The 15,859-nt window shown below is 46.8% G+C and carries 13 protein-coding genes; 8 read left to right on the top strand and 5 right to left on the bottom strand.

Annotated elements, in window-relative coordinates; genetic code table 11:
- The 6 genes from Q4Q54_RS21405 to Q4Q54_RS21380 all read left to right on the top strand — a co-directional run.
- A partial coding sequence (locus Q4Q54_RS21405) for an Ig-like domain-containing protein (RefSeq protein WP_311989512.1) occupies positions 1–3,552 on the top strand: 3,552 nt, incomplete at its 5' end.
- Positions 3,553–3,788: 236 nt separating this feature from the next.
- A complete protein-coding gene (nudE, locus tag Q4Q54_RS21400) occupies positions 3,789–4,340 on the top strand; it encodes an ADP compounds hydrolase NudE (RefSeq protein ID WP_311989511.1) in 552 nt (183 codons plus the stop codon).
- Positions 4,341–4,411: 71 nt separating this feature from the next.
- Positions 4,412–5,224 carry a 3'(2'),5'-bisphosphate nucleotidase CysQ gene (gene cysQ, locus Q4Q54_RS21395; RefSeq protein WP_006083628.1) on the top strand — a complete coding sequence of 271 codons (813 nt, stop codon included), beginning with the start codon at positions 4,412–4,414 and terminating at the stop codon, positions 5,222–5,224.
- A gap of 7 nt (positions 5,225–5,231) precedes the next feature.
- Complete coding sequence (locus Q4Q54_RS21390; protein WP_311989510.1) at positions 5,232–5,675, top strand: GNAT family N-acetyltransferase; 444 nt, start codon at positions 5,232–5,234, stop codon at positions 5,673–5,675.
- 298 nt (positions 5,676–5,973) lie between these two features.
- The gene (locus Q4Q54_RS21385) at positions 5,974–6,585 is read left to right on the top strand and encodes a TetR/AcrR family transcriptional regulator (protein ID WP_300482629.1); all 612 of its coding nucleotides are present in this window, start codon (positions 5,974–5,976) and stop codon (positions 6,583–6,585) included.
- Positions 6,576–8,438 carry an MFS transporter gene (locus Q4Q54_RS21380; RefSeq protein ID WP_311989509.1) on the top strand — a complete coding sequence of 621 codons (1,863 nt, stop codon included), beginning with the start codon at positions 6,576–6,578 and terminating at the stop codon, positions 8,436–8,438. The genes Q4Q54_RS21385 and Q4Q54_RS21380 overlap by 10 nt, the downstream gene beginning before the upstream one ends.
- A gap of 79 nt (positions 8,439–8,517) precedes the next feature.
- Here the strand turns inward: Q4Q54_RS21380 and mnmH are convergent, their stop codons facing one another.
- The 3 genes from mnmH to Q4Q54_RS21365 form a co-directional block, all read right to left on the bottom strand.
- Positions 8,518–9,624 (bottom strand): tRNA 2-selenouridine(34) synthase MnmH, encoded by a 1,107-nt coding sequence (gene mnmH, locus Q4Q54_RS21375; protein ID WP_311989508.1) that lies wholly within the window; start codon positions 9,622–9,624, stop codon positions 8,518–8,520.
- Complete coding sequence (selD, locus tag Q4Q54_RS21370; RefSeq protein WP_311989507.1) at positions 9,624–10,682, bottom strand: selenide, water dikinase SelD; 1,059 nt, start codon at positions 10,680–10,682, stop codon at positions 9,624–9,626. The genes mnmH and selD overlap by 1 nt, the downstream gene beginning before the upstream one ends.
- A 95-nt stretch (positions 10,683–10,777) precedes the next feature.
- Entirely contained in the window at positions 10,778–11,884 is a 1,107-nt protein-coding gene (locus tag Q4Q54_RS21365; RefSeq protein ID WP_311989506.1) for a fatty acid desaturase, read from the bottom strand.
- A 144-nt stretch (positions 11,885–12,028) separates the two neighbouring features.
- On the opposite strand from Q4Q54_RS21365, the gene fabR reads away from it, so the two are divergent.
- Positions 12,029–12,643: an HTH-type transcriptional repressor FabR gene (gene fabR, locus Q4Q54_RS21360; protein ID WP_006083621.1), complete on the top strand. Its 615-nt coding sequence runs from the start codon at positions 12,029–12,031 to the stop codon at positions 12,641–12,643.
- Positions 12,644–12,768: 125 nt separating this feature from the next.
- Here fabR and trmA read toward each other — a convergent pair whose 3' ends face one another.
- Positions 12,769–13,866 (bottom strand): tRNA (uridine(54)-C5)-methyltransferase TrmA, encoded by a 1,098-nt coding sequence (gene trmA, locus Q4Q54_RS21355; RefSeq protein WP_063884297.1) that lies wholly within the window; start codon positions 13,864–13,866, stop codon positions 12,769–12,771.
- 235 nt (positions 13,867–14,101) lie between these two features.
- Between trmA and murI the strand changes: the two genes are divergently transcribed.
- On the top strand, positions 14,102–14,926 hold the full coding sequence (gene murI, locus Q4Q54_RS21350; RefSeq protein WP_311989505.1) for a glutamate racemase: 825 nt from the start codon (positions 14,102–14,104) through the stop codon (positions 14,924–14,926).
- Between the two features lie 37 nt (positions 14,927–14,963).
- On the opposite strand, the gene Q4Q54_RS21345 is transcribed toward murI, so the two are convergent.
- Positions 14,964–15,428, bottom strand: coding sequence for an RNA-binding protein (locus Q4Q54_RS21345; RefSeq protein ID WP_106648471.1), 465 nt, complete (start codon positions 15,426–15,428; stop codon positions 14,964–14,966).
- Positions 15,429–15,859 lie beyond the last annotated feature (431 nt).

The following is a 15,859-nucleotide window of genomic DNA, read 5'->3' as shown; positions in this document are numbered from 1 at the left end:
GTCATTAACGTCAACGATGCGCCGACGATTAGTTCAACGGCCATCACTGCTGCCACTCAAGATGCGGCGTACAGCTACACCTTTGCGGCGAGTGATACCGATGTGGGGGACGTACTGACATTCAGCGTAGTGACTAAACCAAGCTGGTTGAGCTTCAATGCGGCCACTGGATTGTTAAGTGGCACGCCAAGTAATGCCGATGTGGGCAGCCATGCGGTGACACTGAAAGTCACCGACACGGACGGCTTAACGGCAGAGCAAAGCTTCAGCATCACTGTGACCAACGTCAACGATGCACCTGTGGCGACAAGTTTAACTGTGACGTTAGAGGAAGATAGTTCTGTGGCTATCACCCTTGCGGCAGAGGATGTGGATAATGATCCGCTCACCTATGAAGTGGTGAGTCAGCCAGAATCCGGCACCTTAGAGCAACATGGCACTGTTTGGTTATATACCCCTGAGAAGGATTTCACTGGAACAGACGTGTTTAGCTTTATTGCTAAGGATGCCGAGCTGAGTTCAGAGCCTGCAACTGTCACGATTAACGTCACACCAGTGAATGATGATCCGCAGGCGGTTGATGACGACTACACATTAACAAGTACCGCCAACGATATTTATGCGCTTGCGGTGCTCGCGAACGATGTTGATGTCGATGGTGATACCTTAACGATTGATGGTGCGGCTGCGGATATCGGCAGTGTGCAAATCACCAGTGAGGGCTTGAGCTTTACTGCGCCTGAAGCGTATGTCGGGCCTGTGGCACTTCGCTATACCATCAGTGATGGTAACAAGGGGCGTGCAAGTGCCAAAGTGAATGTACTGATTGAAGGCGCTGAGTCGGCAAATCAGCCAGTGATCACTTTGCCTGACGATGTTGATGTGAATGCGACGGGTCTATTTACTCGCGTTAAACTTGGTTTCGCGAAAGCGGTCGATCGTAATGGTCATCCATTGCCAGTTTCTCTGGTGAATAAGAGTCTGTTCTTCGCACCCGGCAGCTACTTAGCTTACTGGCAAGCTGTAGATCGCGATGGTAATAAGGCGATCAAGGCTCAAAAAGTGAAAGTACATCCACTGATCTCCTTGAGTAAAGATCAGCTTGTGGGTGAGGGCAATGAGGTAGTGGTGAGTGTGCACCTTAATGGCGCCGCACCCGTATATCCCCTTTCGGTGCCTTATACCGTTTCAGGCTCTGCAGGTAGCGGTGATCATGATTTGGTTGATGGGGTGGTCGAGGTGACATCGGGTCAACAAGCTGAGATCCGCTTTAGAACCTTTGAAGATGGTGAGGTCGAAGGGGATGAGGATGTGCTGATTAGTCTAGACCCAAGCTTGAATTTGGGCAGTAAGCAGCAAACTCAGGTGCTCATCACTGAAGCGAATATTGCGCCTAAGGTGACGTTGGATGTTACCCAAGCGGGAGCGCACCAATTTATCGTGGCGCAAAATGGCGGTGATGTTCGCATTAATGCTGATATCAGTGATGCCAATATACAGGACAGCCTAGCGTCAACATGGGCAAGCGGTTCGCTGAACTTACAATCCGATGATGCGGGTATGTTCTTCTCTCCAGTCTCTGTCCTGCCGGGCATTTATCCTGTGAGTGTGACGGTCACTGATAATGGTTTGCCAGCGCTGTCTACCACAGAGAAAGTCTACATTGTGGTGCGTTCAAGCTTACCTGTATTGACTGGCGCAGACACGGACGGTGATTTGATCCCTGATGTTCAAGAAGGCTTTACCGATACGGATGGTGACGGTATTCCTGATTATTTGGATGCGGTCAACGACTGTAACATTATGCCTGAAGGTGAATTGCAGCCTGTGTACTTCTTAGCTGAGGGTCAGGCTGGCGTGTGCTTACGCTTAGGTAATATTGCACTGATGCAAGAGCAAAGTGGTATTCAACTATTACCTGATCTTGTCCCAGAAGACAGCATAGCGGCCAATGTCGGCGGTATTTTTGACTTCATCGCGACGGGATTGCCACAACAAGGGCAGAGTTACAGTCTGGTGATACCACAACGTTCGCCAGTTCCTGCCAATGCGGTATATCGTAAGTATCAAGCCCAAAATGGTTGGAAGGATTTTGTGATTGATACGCGCAATAGTGTCGCCAGTAGTGAAGGTGAGCGTGGTTTCTGTCCTCCACCGGGAGACAGTCGTTGGACTTCTGGATTAACTGAAGGCCATTGGTGTGTGCAGTTAACCATAGAAGATGGTGGACCAAACGATGACGATGGCGTCGCTAACCGTACTATCGTCGATCCAAGTGGCGTGTCCGTGATACTCAATGGCAACCATTTACCGGTGGCGAACCCAGATACGGCCTCTTTACCTTGGAATCAGAGCCTCGATGTTGATGTGCTCGCCAATGATACCGATGGTGATGGTGATGCCTTGACAGTTACACAAGTGACTAGCGAGTTTGGTACCGCCGTCATCTTGGCTAATCAGCAACTAAGTTACACGCCAGCAACCGATTTCATCGGTACTGATGTGCTGGTGTATAGCATTACCGATGGAAAAGGTGGCACTGCAAGTAGTGAGTTGACTGTGGTAGTGAGTGGCAATACCGCACCAACGGCAGTCAACGACAGCGCCGCAACCGACGACAGAACGAGCTTGCTACTCGATGTGTTGAGTAATGACAGTGATCCAGATGGCAATGCTTTAACCTTAGTCAGCGCAACCGCGCAGCAAGGGACAGTATCCATTGAGACTAACAAGCTGCGTTATATCCCTAAAACAGGATTCGATGGTGTCGATACTGTGAGTTATCGGATTAGCGATGGGTTGGGCGGTGAGGCAACAGGACAAGTGTTGATTACTGTTAAAGCCTATCAAGAAGTGGTGATTGATAACAAGTCGGGAGGAGGTAGTATGGCCTTGTGGGCATTAGGCTTGATCGTTGCGACGGGTTTAATTCGCCGCCGTGAATTACATAAAGTGGTCTTGGGTGCTGTGTTGCTCGCCAGCACAGTGACTCAAGCGAATGCCGCTGATAACTGGTATGTCGAGGGCTTTGTCGGCCAAGCTCAGGTTGATAGCGGCAGACGAGAGTTACAGTCTGACGCTGCAGCGGGCGTAGTGACATCGGTTGATGACAAAGATACTGCGTTTGGCTTAAGTGTGGGTTATCAATGGACTCCCATGGTGGCAATCGAATTAGGCTATGCCGACTTTGGTAATGGAAGTGCGCGGATTGAGGGTGCAAGTCTGACTCCGGCGCAATATCATGAGCAGGTCAAAGCCGTGACCCCCGTACTGGCTGATGGCGTGATGTTGGGATTGCGTTTAACCTTACTGCAGCATGATGCTTGGCGGTTTGAAGTACCTATCGGATTATTTCGATGGCAAGCAGATATCAGTAGCACTATGGGCAATAGCCGTTTAACCACAGAGCTTGATGGCACTGATTGGTATGCCGGTGTGCGGTTTAGCTATCAAGTGAGCGACGTTTGGTCAGTTGGCTTGGGGTATCAGTATGTGGATATCGAGCCGAATGACTTCCTCAGTTACCAGCTCAATCTACGTTATCAATTTTAAGCGTTAGCATATCAAAAGGGGCATTCGCCCCTTTTTACTCTCTAATAAAAACATCATATTTGAGAATATTTTGAAGGTGTTCACTTAAGGCTGGGCTTGGTTTGTGATGCATATCGCAAAGGATTTGTGGCTTACCCTTAGGAGCATGTAACAAATTCAGGTTGTAGATTAAAGACAGGATAGTAAGATTGTCACTTATCTTATTTAATTTATCGCTTTTTTATCTAGAGGCAGTTATGTCGCAGCGGCAGAATAAGCCGGAAATATTGCATACCGAAGTTGTCGCGAAAAGCCGATTATTTCAAATTGAGCAAGTGCATCTTAAGTTCTCAAATGGTGTCGAGCGCCAATACGAGCGCATGAAAGGTGGCAGCCGTGGCGCTGTGATGATAGTGCCTATTCATCAAGGGCAAATGCTACTGGCACGCGAATATGCTGCAGGAACTGATAATTACGAGCTCGGGTTTCCTAAAGGTCTTATCGACCCAGGTGAATCGTCAATCGAAGCTGCTAATCGTGAATTGCAGGAAGAAATTGGCTTTGGGGCGAATAAGCTCACGCTATTGAAAGAACTTAGCCTAGCGCCGGGGTATTTCTCCAGTAAGATGCAAATTTTTCTTGCAGAAGATCTGTATGAGAGTCGCCTTGAAGGTGATGAGCCAGAGCCCATTGATGTGGTGCCTTGGGCGCTCGCCGATTGGGAGGCCTTGCTCGATGATGTCGATTTTTCAGAATCCCGTAGTGTGAGCGCGTTGTTTTTAGCGCAAAAGTATATACAACTTAAATAATCTTTTTCCTTTTAAGCGTTCAAAGCTGGAACGCTTGCAAAACATTCGCGAACTTTGCGATTGGAGTTGTTATGAAGCCAGAAGAGTTGATCGACGAAGTTATTGCGATTGCGACCGATGCCGGGATAACTATCCGTGACATTTATCTCAAAGGTAATTTTGAGCGAGAAATGAAGTCTGACAATACCCCTGTCACTTCCGCAGATTTAGCGGCGAACAAGATCATTTGTGACCGATTAACTGCTTTAACGCCTGATATTCCTGTGTTATCTGAAGAGGCTGCCGACATTCCGCTGAGCGTGCGTGAATCTTGGAAGCGCTATTGGTTGGTCGATCCACTTGATGGCACGGGTGAGTTTATTGCTGGCAGTGGTGATTTCTCGGTGATTATTGCACTCGTTGAGCACAATCGTCCCGTGATGGGCGTGGTGTATGTGCCTATGACGCAAGTGTGTTATTACGCGATTGCAGGTTTAGGGGCATACAAACGCACGGATAAACAGGAAGTGCGGATCAGCAGCCGCCAAATTGAGCACCGTGAAAAGGTATCCCTAAGATTAGCCGTAAGTCGCCGTCAGGACCCTCAATCTGTGTTGACCCTATTCAACCATCCCAAACACTGCGAGTTAGTCGTTATGGGCGGCGCAGCGTTAAAGAGTTGTCTTGTCGCCGAAGGTCGAGCCGATTGTTATGTACGAGTCGGACCAACGGGTGAGTGGGACACGGGAGCCGCGCAAATCATAGTCGAAGAAGCGGGTGGACAGTTGATGGATACTGAGCTGCAACCGTTAACCTACAATGAGCGCGAGACGTTAGAAAACCCTAACTTTATCGTAGTGGGCGCACCCAACTTAGAGTGGGATAAGATTTTAATAGGTGAATGATTTTCGAATGCAGTCTATACGTCCGGTATTAAAGTCAGATTTATTCGCGGTTTATCAGCTAGAGCAGGCCATTTTTGGCGAACATAGCTATCCCGATTTTTTCTTCCGTCAGGGATTTGATTGTTGGCCAGAGCAATTTTTAGTTGCCGTGGATGAAGATAATCTTCTGCAAGGTTATTTGCTCAGTGCCCAGAGTAGCGATCCTACCTGTATGTGGATTTTATCTGTTGCCGTAAGTGAAGATGCTCGCGGAAAGGGATTAGGCAAACGTTTGATGCAGCGGTGTTTAGCTGAGCTGCCCGCCGCTGTTGAGCGGGTGTGTTTAACGGTTGACCCGACTAATCCTGCCCATGGCTTATATCAGCATTTAGGTTTCGTTGATTCGGCTTTTGAGGCCGATTATTTTGGCGCTGGTGCAGATAGAGTTGTGATGACTTATCGTAGGCCTTAAATTCCATGGTCACTTTTAATTAAAAACACCTTTGAATTAAGAATGATTTTTAAACCAAAATAATGGACGGCGTGCTGACTGAGTGCGCCGTTTTTTATGCTATTTTGTGTGGTGTAATCCCACATATATAGTTCAGTTTTACTGAGTGAATCGATTTCGAGCGTCTATCTTTATTTATCATTCTCAATGATATCCTTCACTATTTATCCGCGACTGTACGTAAAACAAACTTATTTTGAACGTTGTTTTTTATTTTGACTGCTGTTAGTCTCTTGCTATCCAACAGGGAGTGAGACCTATGGCCAGACGAAAAGAACACAGCCATGATGAAATTCGCGCTATGGCAATACAAGCGGCAACTGAGTTATTGACCGAACAAGGTGTTGTAGGGCTGAGCTTACGCAAAGTGGCTAGCCAAATTGGCTATGTCCCTAGCACCTTGATCAATATTTTCGGCAGCTATAACTATTTGTTGCTGGCGGTTTCTGAGGCAACGCTTAGGACTTTACACGATCGATTAGCGGGTGTGTGTGCTGCCGACAGTTTGCGTAAAATCATTGCAATGGCGTGGGAGTATAGTCAGTTTGCCAATGAGCAGCGGCAAGCTTTCAAGCTGGTTTTTGAGCTGCAATTACTCGATTCTGAGCCTTTGCCGGCATCACAAGGGCAATTGATTGCAGGGTTATTCATACTGATTGAACGTGAGTTAGCGCAGATCTTCCCTGAGGCGACTCCGGAGCAGCATCTCATTATGAGCCGTGTGTTGTGGGGTGGGATTCATGGGCTAACTGCTTTATCCCTCGATAATAAGCTCTTTGCTGAATCGTTATCACTGCGGGATTTACTCGAGAGCCATGTGCAGGCTTATCTACAAGGAATGGGTTACCAGAGGGAACTATCATGCTGCTAACAAAACGTTTTTTACCTTATTTTGCGACTCAGTGCTTAGGCGCATTGAATGACAACATTTATAAAAATGTGTTGCTGCTATTAGTGACTTTCAGTCAAGTCAAAGACTTGCCCATAAGCGTCGATATGTTTGTGAATTTGGCTGCTGGAGTGTTTATCCTGCCGTTTTTCCTGTTTTCGGCCCACGCGGGTGTGGTTGCCGATAATATGGATAAGGCCAAACTTATCCGTCGATTAAAACTACTCGAAGTCATTATTATGTCCTGCGCCGCTATCGCGATAGTGAGCGAGAACTACATGATGATGTTATTGCTGCTATTTTTAACCGGTAGTCAGTCGGCCTACTTCGGTCCGGTAAAATATTCCCTGCTGCCCCAAGCCTTGAAAGACGATGAGTTAGTGACAGGTAATGCTTGGGTTGAGATGGGCACTTTTCTCTCTATTCTGGTGGGCACTTTGAGTGCGGGGGTTTTAGTTTCTGAAGTCAACGGTACGCTTTGGGCTGCCATTACCGTTGCCGTATTGGCCTTAGCAGGCTACCTATCGAGTCGAGCTATTCCTGCTTTACCACCGCAGGGCGTTATCGAAAAAATACGTTTCAGACCGTTATCAGGCACTTGGCGTAGCATCAAAAAAGCCCGTCAAACACCTTCAATCTGGATGGCTATCCTCGCTATCAGTTGGTTTTGGTTTTTAGGTGCGACCTATCTGACCCAATTCCCTAACTTTGCCAAGCTGCACCTGCATTCTGGTGCGACTGTGGTGTCGTTATTGTTGGGCATGTTTTCCATCGGAATCGCTGTTGGCTCCTTCGTCTGTGAACGTTTTTCCTACGGCCATGTGGAACTCGGTTTGCTGCCATTCGGGGTATTGGGATTAACTATCTTTGGTGTCGATTTGCTTTGGGCGATTCCACCTGTGCCAGTGGATGCTGGTTTTGTCTATGGATTAAAAGCCTTTATTGCCGAGTCGCAACATTATCGGGTGATGCTAGATTTCTTTATGATCGGCGTTAGCGGCGGCTTGTTTATCGTCCCCTTATACGCCTTTATTCAGTCCCGTTCGGCCAAGGGCGAATGTGCTCAGGCGATTGCTGCCAATAACATTATGAACTCTCTGTTTATGGTGGCTTCGGCGCTGCTATCTATCTTGCTGCTTGGCGTTGCGGGTTGGACGATTCCGCAGTTATTCCTACTGCTTGCAGTGATGAACTTTGTCGTCGCTCTCTATGTTTATTCACAAGTGCCAGAATTTACTCAGCGATTTATCAGTTACTTATTGAGTCATGTTATGTACCGCGTGACTGTAACTGGCCGAGAGATAATTCCAAAGGAAGGGGCCGGCATCATAGTCTGTAACCATGTGAGTTATGTGGATGCATTGATTATTATGGGAGCGTCGACACGGCCAATCCGCTTTGTCATGGATAAATCCATCAGCGAAATTCCTCTGTTGAAGTATTTGTTCCGCCATGCAGGTGTGATCCCTATCTGTTCGCCTAAGCAAAGTGAAGAGACTTATAATCGTGCCTTCGAGGCGATTCATGAAGCGCTCGCCAATGATGAGTTGGTATGTATTTTCCCTGAGGGTCGACTCACACCTGACGGTGAACTTGGCGATTTTCGTCCTGGAATTGATAAGATTTTGGCCAGAGATCCAGTGCCAGTCATTCCTATGGCGCTGCACGGATTATGGGGATCTTACTTTAGCCACAAGGGCGGACATGCTTTGGCTAAAATGCCCAAGCGTTTTTGGTCAAGGGTGTCGGTGGATTTAACGGATGCCGTCGATGGTAAGCTTGCGAATAAGGAATCTTTGAGAGTCCAAGTGGCGAGCCTGCTGGGCAAGTCTTAAATTCGTTAAGGCATGAAATAAAGTGAAGTGATAACCGCGGATCTAATGTTCGCGGTTATCTCATTTATGCGTGGGCAATTTATCGAGTTTGATAACTATCCAACCATTCGTGCATCGCTTGATGTGAGCCTTTAAAAAGAACACGTTCGGACTTTTTCTGTAATTGGTATTGATACATAGGATCGTAATATTTGTGCAATAACAGGTTTATCCAGACTAAATGCTGCGAAGTGTCATTCTGGTTAATTTGCTGATCGAGGGCTTGTTGCATCAAATCTTGCAGTTCTTGATGTTGTTTTCCGCCTAGACGTTTGCGAATGCTCACTAAACTCTGTAATAGATATTCACTGAAAGCCGCAAAACCTGCTTCCGGCCCTAGGCGTTCACAGAAGCCGTTATACATTTTATGCACATATTCATTGCGTAAGCGTTCGAGCCTCGCATCGTCAGTTTCTTCAAGCACTAAGACATTGGCGGCTTGCATGGCATTGTAAAATGTCTGCGGCAGCGCCGAACGCCCAATCAGGAAGCTTTCATCTTCGAGCAGTAAACAGGCAGCGTCACTCGTTTGGTGCTGTAGCAAGGCAATGGCAAGCTGATTTTCAAAGTTAATCTGCGTCGGCTGTGGGTCGATATTCTTCCCAAAGCTAGAGCCTCTGTGATTAGCTATCCCTTCAAGATCAACCGCTTCTTTACGCAGCAATAAGAAATCGGTTTTACCGCAGCCCGTCATCCCACTCAAACTCAATAACGGCTGCTGAGCTGGTGCCGCTTCAATCACGCCAATCAGATATTGGCGCATGGCCTTATAGCCACCTTGAATATATGGGACTTCTACACCGGCTTCTTTAAGCCATTGTTGCGTGAGTTGCGAGCGTAAGCCGCCACGAAAACAATAAAGGTAGGCCTTGGGGTTGGCTTTTACATAGCTTGCCCAAGCTTCGATTCTCTGTTGCTTGATGGGGCCATTAACCAGTGAATGACCCAATGCAATCGCGGCTTGCTGACCTGATTGCTTATAACAAGTGCCGACTTTTTCCCTTTCACTATCCAGCATCAAGGGTAAGTTGGTCGAGTTGGGAAACGCACCTCGAGTAAACTCTATGGGTGCTCGCACATCCATGATGGGATGTTGATTGAGGAAAATTTCCCGATATTGTTCTGCAGCGACGATCGCGTTTGGCATCAGCACAACACCACATTCGCTGCAGTGGTGGGTGTTTCCAGTGATCCAATGCAAATTGGGGCAATGTGATGCGCATCGAGTAGGGCAATTAATTCCGCTTCGGCTTCGGCCGAGACGGCAACTAGCAGACCACCACTGGTTTGCGGATCGCACAGAATCGCTTTTTGATGCTCGCTGAGCTCGGGGAGATGCTCGCCATAACTGTCGTAATTTCGGTGAGTCCCGCCAGGAACGCAACCTAAGGCTAAGTAATCTAAGGCGCGTGGTAGTAACGGCACCGCATCAAATTTGAGTTTTGCCGTGAGCTTGGCACCTTGGCACATTTCGAGTAGGTGTCCCGCCAGTCCAAATCCTGTGACATCGGTCAGGGCGTTTACACCGCTAATTTTGGCAATCGTCGTGCCTATAGTATTCAGCTGGCACATAGCATTAACCGCAATGTGACTGTCTTCATCTTGGAGTTTTTTCTGTTTCTGCGCCGTGGTTAAAATGCCAATGCCGATAGGCTTAGTGAGATATAAACGATCGCCCGCTTTAGCAGTATCATTTTGTTTTAAGTCAGTTAACGCAATTTGTCCTGTCACTGCTAGCCCAAAAATCGGTTCAGGCGCATCTATGCTGTGGCCACCGGCTAGCATGATCCCGGCTTCCATACAGGCTTGTCTGCCGCCATCGACCACTTGTTGTGCGACTTCTGCAGGTAGCTTATTGATTGGCCAGCCTAAAATAGCGATCGCCATGATAGGCGTGCCGCCCATGGCATAAATATCACTGATCGCATTGGTCGCAGCGATGCGGCCGAAGGTGAAGGGATCGTCAACAATCGGCATGAAAAAATCGGTAGTGCTGATGATGCCTATGTCGTCATTGAGTTTATACACTGCGGCATCGTCACGGCTTTGATTGCCGACCAGCAGATTAGGATCAGTAAACACGGGTAACTGCGAGGCCAAGATAGTGCTGAGCACTTTAGGGGATATCTTGCAGCCACAACCTGCACCATGACTATATTCTGTTAGTTTGATTGATTCTGGGAGTGTAACTGGGGAATCTGACATGATCTCAACAGCCTATTTAAGTGATTAAGGCATCATCATAATCAGATACGGCCACCATGCAAGGTGGCCGTATGACTTTCGGGCAGAATTGTGGTTTAGCTATAAGTTGCGGTTAGGCTTCGCCAATGTTTTTGCTGGACTAAGAAACGCGCTTTTAGCTCTTCAACTTGCTGCAATAGCTGCTGATCGACAAGTTGTTTACGCTTGGCCTCAAGCAAGGTTTTCTTCGCTTGGTAGTAATCCATTAAGTGAAGTTTGAGTAATTCATACTCAGCTTGGACTTTCTCAATAATTTCATCGGCATTGGGTAAGTGCACGACTTTGTTCTTTGTCCGCAGTAGCTGCATCTGCAAGCGCGCGCTCTCGATACGTTCCTGTGGACTCGTACGCAAGTCCTTGGCTAACCCCAACCAAGATAATGACTTAATCAACCATTTAGTTGGATCGTAGTGCCACCATTTAATGCCATTACGATAGTCATTTTCGAAGATGTGATGGAAATTATGGTAACCCTCACCGTAGGTCAGCATGGCTAGAAAGCCATTATCGCGGGCAGTGTTCTTATCGGTATAAGGCTGGCTGCCCCACACGTGGGCTAAAGAGTTGATGAAGAAAGTGCAGTGATGCACAACCACTAAACGCAGTAAACCCGCCATCAATAACATAGACAGTACATCGCCGTTCAGCCAGCCGAGCAGGGCAGGCAGTCCAATGTTCATCAGTAATACGAGTGCGAGGTAATGTTTGTGTTGCCACATAACGATACGGTCATTTTGCAGATCGCGCACATTTTGATAATCATGATAGCGTTGCGACTGATATTCACGCAGCATCCAACCGATATGGCTGTACCAGAATCCCATTTTGGCTGAGTACGGGTCTTTGTCGTTGTCGTCTACGTGCTTGTGGTGGACTCTGTGATCAGATGCCCAGTGCAATGCACTGTTTTGTAATGCTAAAGCACCACCAAGGGCATATATAAAACGCACCGCTGGATGGGCTTTATAGGCCTTGTGTGACCAGAGTCTGTGATAACCTGCGGTGATTGACAGGCCACTGGCAAAGGCTAAAACAATAAAAGCGATCCATTCACTGGCACCATAGCCGTGAACAATACCGCGCCATGGAACTAAAATTACCGCACTGAGGAAAGTGATGGCAAACAGACTGACATTAAGCCAGATGATAGGGGGTTTTTTCATTATAGGTTTCCAAAATTCGCTTTTGAGCGTACATCTGTAAGCTAATTTAGCCTAGCTATATTGTTTGGTCAAGGACGATGGGGCTGTGTTTAATGCCTAAAAGCGGTATTATCGCGTCATTACATTCAGTTAGCGGATTTAAGAATGGGTATTCGAGCACAGCAAAAAGAGAAAACTCGTCGAGCTTTAGTCGATGCGGCCTTTAATCAGCTAAGTGCTGAGCGCAGTTTCTCAAGTCTGAGTTTGCGAGAGGTTGCTCGGGAAGCCAATATCGCGCCGACATCTTTTTATCGCCATTTTAAAGATATGAACGAACTCGGTCTCACTATGGTGGACGAGGGCGGATTAACACTCAGGCAGATGATGCGAAAAGGCCGTCAGCGAGCCGAAGCCGGTGGCAGTGTGATCCGTATTTCTGTTGATACTTTTATGGAAGTGCTTGATTCTAATCCAAACGTATTCCGTATCTTATTGCATGAACGTTCAGGAACCTCAGCAGCGTTCCGTGCGGCGGTTGCTCGCGAAATTGAACATTTTATTTCTGAATTGGCTCACTATACCGAAGCGAAAGCGGGCCGAACTCCGTTATTAGCTCGGGCACAGGCAGAAGCCTTAGTAACTTTGGTGTTTAACGCCGGCGCTTCAGCATTAGATATGAAACGCGCCGATCGAAAAATCCTTGCCGATCAATTAGTCATGCAATTGCGTATGGTCGCCAAAGGCGCCGAGGCTTTGCAGCATAAGGTTGAACACCGCTAATCTGAGTGACATGCATAGCCGCTAAAAATAATGGAGCCTGAGGCTCCATTATTTTTAGCGAATTTATGTTTGAGTTCTAGCAACGTTTAACTGCTATGCAGCCGAGCTCAAAGCACTTGAAGTGACTAACGACGCTCTAGTAGGACACCTGTTTCCATGTGATCGGTATAAGGGAACTGATCAAACAGGGCGAAGCGAGTGACTTTATGGGTTTCGTTTAGTTGCTGCAGATTGTCTTTTAAGGTTTCAGGGTTGCAGGAAATATATAAGATCCGCTCGTAACCTTGTACTAATGCCAGCGTATCAGGATCAATCCCTGCGCGGGGTGGGTCGACAAAAATGGTGTTGCACACATAGCTGTCGAGATCGATACCTTCTAAACGTCTAAAGCTGCGTTTCTTCGCCATGGCATCGCTAAAGTCTTCAGCCGACATGCGAATAATCTGCAGGTTCTCAATACCATTCACTTCGATATTGTATTGTGCCGCATCGACTGAAGGCTTAGCGAGTTCGGTGGCCAATACGCGATTAAAGTTTTGCGCCAGTGCGATAGAGAAGTTGCCATTACCACAGTAGAGCTCGAGTAAATCCCCTTCACTCTCCTGAGTCGCATCGATAGCCCACTCCAACATTTTTACAGAAACTTTAGCATTGGGTTGAGTAAAGCTGTTCTCGATTTGCTTATATAAGAAGGTTTTACCATTCACTTGTAATGACTCGACCACAAAGTCTTTATCTAAATCGATTTTTTGCTTACGGGCACGGCCGATGATGTTGACGTTAAACTGGCTGCTTAACTTGGCTTTTAGTGCAGCCGCATCGGCGCGCCATTGGTCATCAAGCTGTCTGTGATAAAGCAAGGACACTAAGATCTCGCCGCTTAAGGTCGACAAAAAATCCACTTGGAACAGTTTATGTCTTAGACTAGGATTCGGTTTTAGTTCGGCGATTAAGGCCGACATCATTTGATTGATGAGCACGCTGGCTGGCAAGTATTGATCGCATCGCACTTTCTCATTCAATACTTTATCGAACATGTAATAGTATAAGTCGTCACCGTCATGCCACATGCGGAATTCAGCACGCATACGGTAGTTGGCAGGCTCTGAGGCAAAAACTTCAACACTCGGTGTTTCAAATTGGGCAAAGGCTTGTTCTAGCTTGATACGCTTGTGTTCTAACTGCGTATCATAAGTCTGAGGGTCCATTGCTGCTAAGTTCATTGTTTGATTCACCGTTGCTGTAAATTGGGGCGCAAATATTATACTAGGTGACACGAATGTCCAGCATCTTGCTTTTGCTGTTTACGCAAAGCTGTGGGAAAATCCACGCGCTTGAGTGTGATTCTATGGGTATTCTTTGAATATTTGGTTGGATTCATCCAATCATCAAATCACTTATGTCGCAATGCGTTCAATCTGTATAGCCAATTTTATATAACCGAAACGGGAGACCCGCTTGTCGCGACCTATATTAGTGTTTGATTCTGGGATTGGTGGCCTATCCGTATTGGCTGAAATCCGCAAGAGTTTGCCCCATAGCGATTATTGTTATCTTTTCGACAATGCGAGGTTGCCCTATGGCGAGTTAGAAGAGCAGGTATTAATTGCTGGCTGTGTCGCATTAGTATGTGATCTTGTGGCCCGCACCAATGCAATGATAGTCGTCGTCGCCTGCAATACCGCGAGCACTGTTGTGCTACCGGCATTACGTGCAAACCTCAGTATTCCTGTTGTGGGCGTTGTACCCGCTATCAAACCCGCGGCACAGATGTCTAAGAGTAAACGTATTGGACTCTTGGCTACCCCTGGCACAGTTAAGCGTCATTATACCCATGAGCTCATCAGCCAATTTGCCGATGATTGCCATGTCGAACTTTTTGGTTGTTCTGAACTTGTCATGATGGCGGAGCAGAAAATAGCGACAGGTGAAATGGACATGTACAGACTGGCAGATTTACTCGCGCCAGTCGTTGCCGCGCAATTGGACGTGCTCGTACTGGGTTGTACTCATTTCCCTATGATCAAAGCTGAATTACAACAAGTGCTCGGTGCGGGCGTAACGCTAATGGATTCTGGCGCTGCGATAGCTAAGCGAGTCGTGACTCTTTTGACGCAACAGAATCTTATTGTGGAGGAGTGCAGAGTAACAAATGAGAGAGAAGCTGTAGGGGAGTCAGCAATGCAGGCGTTCTATACTAAAGCGGAAATCAGTGAAGGCTTAACAACAACATTAATTGATTGTGGCTTTTCAACTATCGAACGAATCACCACAACCAACTAAATTTACAACGTCAAACAAAACAGTTTAAACGGCAATACTACTCGTCAGTACCAGTACGGTCGGCAGCTTCCGAATCTTGTGTTTTTGCTTCTCTTACTTTTAAGGTTCTTTCTTGGAAGCTATAGTCATTCAGTTTAACCATGGCTTTCTGAGCGCCAGACTCTGACATCTCCACAAAACCAAAACCTTTACGACGACCAGTCTTACGATCTCTGACTAAACGCACAGAGTTTACTGGGCCAAACTCACCAAACAATACTTTTACTTCACCTTCATGGACACGATAAGGCAGGTTACCTACATATAAGGTCATAGTAGGACCAACATATTGTTCTTCTGTAGCATGGGATGATGAAGACTCTGGAACAAGTTTAAAGATAAGGCTAGTCACAATAACGCCTGCAACGAAGGCAATATAAGCCGGCAGCGTAGGTGCAAACTGAAATAGCACAAAGGCGCCAACAATGGCGACAATCAAAACAATAAGAAATGACTTTTGCATAAGAATGCTCTCTGATGAATGGAAAATTGATAAATAACTGTTAACAGCAAGTATATGGTAATGAATTATTTACTTTTACACTAGACCATTGCTGAAATATTGAGCGTGAATTATCAATTATTAGCTAAAAAAGCTGACTTATCTCTGATAAATAAGGTCTACAAGCTAAAAAATGGTCATAACGTTTAAAATATCGACGTACGATTCAATGATCGCTAAAAAGCCCTTGCGGACTTTCTCAATCTCCCTATAATGCGCATCCACTGACACGGCAGACAGCGTAACGCAAGTTAAGCAAAGAAAGCCAAGCAGTTCATCGGTTAGCGAGCTAAACGATGAGTGTTGAGAAAGTTGAAAAAACTACTTGACGCATTAACGGGAATGCGTAGAATACGCAGCCCTGACCCGCTGAAAACTCAGTGTGTGGTCAA

The sequence above is a fragment of the Shewanella sp. SP2S2-4 genome (assembly GCF_031932025.1).
GTDB classification, from domain to species: Bacteria; Pseudomonadota; Gammaproteobacteria; order Enterobacterales; family Shewanellaceae; genus Shewanella; species Shewanella baltica.
Note: the sequence above shows the minus strand (reverse complement) of the source record. Positions and strands in the feature narration are given on the sequence as shown.

What these genes read in the sequence shown, in the direction of transcription:
- nudE (WP_311989511.1), top strand. Translation starts at nt 3,789, where the DNA reads ATGTCGCAGCGGCAGAATAAGCCGGAAATATTGCATACCGAAGTTGTC.
- cysQ (WP_006083628.1), top strand. Translation starts at nt 4,412, where the DNA reads ATGAAGCCAGAAGAGTTGATCGACGAAGTTATTGCGATTGCGACCGAT.
- Q4Q54_RS21390 (WP_311989510.1), top strand. Translation starts at nt 5,232, where the DNA reads ATGCAGTCTATACGTCCGGTATTAAAGTCAGATTTATTCGCGGTTTAT.
- Q4Q54_RS21385 (WP_300482629.1), top strand. Translation starts at nt 5,974, where the DNA reads ATGGCCAGACGAAAAGAACACAGCCATGATGAAATTCGCGCTATGGCA.
- Q4Q54_RS21380 (WP_311989509.1), top strand. Translation starts at nt 6,576, where the DNA reads ATGCTGCTAACAAAACGTTTTTTACCTTATTTTGCGACTCAGTGCTTA.
- mnmH (WP_311989508.1), bottom strand. Translation starts at nt 9,624, where the DNA reads ATGCCAAACGCGATCGTCGCTGCAGAACAATATCGGGAAATTTTCCTC.
- selD (WP_311989507.1), bottom strand. Translation starts at nt 10,682, where the DNA reads ATGTCAGATTCCCCAGTTACACTCCCAGAATCAATCAAACTAACAGAA.
- Q4Q54_RS21365 (WP_311989506.1), bottom strand. Translation starts at nt 11,884, where the DNA reads ATGAAAAAACCCCCTATCATCTGGCTTAATGTCAGTCTGTTTGCCATC.
- fabR (WP_006083621.1), top strand. Translation starts at nt 12,029, where the DNA reads ATGGGTATTCGAGCACAGCAAAAAGAGAAAACTCGTCGAGCTTTAGTC.
- trmA (WP_063884297.1), bottom strand. Translation starts at nt 13,866, where the DNA reads ATGAACTTAGCAGCAATGGACCCTCAGACTTATGATACGCAGTTAGAA.
- Q4Q54_RS21345 (WP_106648471.1), bottom strand. Translation starts at nt 15,428, where the DNA reads ATGCAAAAGTCATTTCTTATTGTTTTGATTGTCGCCATTGTTGGCGCC.